Genomic DNA, 1,435 nt, shown 5'->3' on the forward strand with positions numbered 1-1,435 from the left:
GGCCGCGCCCAGGGAGATGGTGTTTGAGAAGGTCACCCGTAATCGGTGACTATTAGGAAGCAATCGCCTCAATATTCACTTTAGCATCGTTTGTCTCGTTTTTGGAATCGGGTGAATCGGTGTTCTTGCGACACTCGGCGAGGATCTCCAGCCCCATGTAGCGGCGCTGCTCGGTCCACTCGTCGTTCTGCTCGGCCAGTACCGCGCCGACGAGCCGGATGATCGAGTCGCGATTGGGGAAGATCCCGACCACGTCGGTCCGCCTCCTGATCTCCTTGTTCAGGCGCTCCTGAGGGTTGTTGCTCCACGTCTGACGCCACACGGCCTTGGGGAAGGCGGCGAAGGCCAAAATGTCCTCGCGGGCCTCGTCCAGATGCTCGGCCGCCTTCGGGTACTTGGCCTCCAGCGCCTGCACGACATGACGATGCTGGGCATGAACCGACTCGGCGTCAGGCTGCTCGAAGATGGTGCGCAGCATGGTGGCCACCCAGGGCTGGGCCGACTTCGGAACGCGCGTGATCAAGTTTCGCGCGTAGTGGGTTCGACACCTCTGCCAGGACGCGCCCGGCAAGGTGGAGGCGATCGCGTCGCGCAGCCCGGCGTGGCAGTCGGAGGTCACCATCAGCACCCCGGACAGGCCGCGGGCGACCAGGCCGCGCAGGAACGCCAGCCACCCCGCGCCGTCCTCGCTGGAGACGACGTCCAGGCCGAGGATCTCCCGCTGCCCGCCGGCGTTGACGCCGGTGGCGATCAGGGCGTGCACGGTCACCGTCCGGCCACCCTCGCGCACCTTCTGCGTCAGCGCGTCGATCCACACGAAGGTGTACGGGCCGGCGTCCAGCGGCCGGGACCGGAACTGCTCGACCATCGCGTCGAGTTCGGCGGCCATCATCGAGACCTGCGACTTCGACAACGAGGTGATGCCCATCGCCTCGGCCAGCTTCTCCACCCGCCGCGTCGACACCCCGAGCAGGTAGCTGGTCGCCACCACACTGGTCAGCGCCCGCTCGGCCCGGCGTCGCTTGTCCAGCAGGAAGTCCGGGAAGTAGGAGCCCTGCCGCAGCCGGGGCACGGCCAGCTCGATCGACCCGGCCCGGGTGTCCCACGGCCGGGCGCGGTAGCCGTTGCGGGTGTTGACCCGCTCGCTGCTGATCTCGCCGTAGCCGGCGCCGCACAACTGCTCGACCTCGGCGTCCATCATCCGCTGGGCGAACTCGCGGATCATCGTCCGGAGCAGGTCCGGGCTCGCCGCGGCGAGGGTGTCTTCCAAGTACTCCCCGGCAGCGGGCACAATGTCATTGACGGCCACTTCGTCCCCTTCGTGTTGATATGAGCGAATCGAAGGATTACGGAGTGGCCGTCTCTTGTCACATGGATCTCTCCCGCATCACAGCATGGGCTAGATCACCCGCACACCATCTCCCTGGACGTGAAC

At 66.3% G+C, this 1,435-nt stretch carries 1 protein-coding gene; it reads right to left on the bottom strand.

The features are described 5' to 3' along the window. Nucleotides 1-52 precede the first annotated feature (52 nt). Nucleotides 53-1,294, bottom strand: coding sequence for an IS256 family transposase (locus tag ACFOY2_RS54605; protein ID WP_449290163.1), 1,242 nt, complete (start codon nucleotides 1,292-1,294; stop codon nucleotides 53-55). Between the last annotated feature and the right edge of the window lie 141 nt (nucleotides 1,295-1,435).

The organism is Nonomuraea purpurea, assembly GCF_042650645.1.
GTDB lineage: Bacteria > Actinomycetota > Actinomycetes > Streptosporangiales > Streptosporangiaceae > Nonomuraea > Nonomuraea purpurea.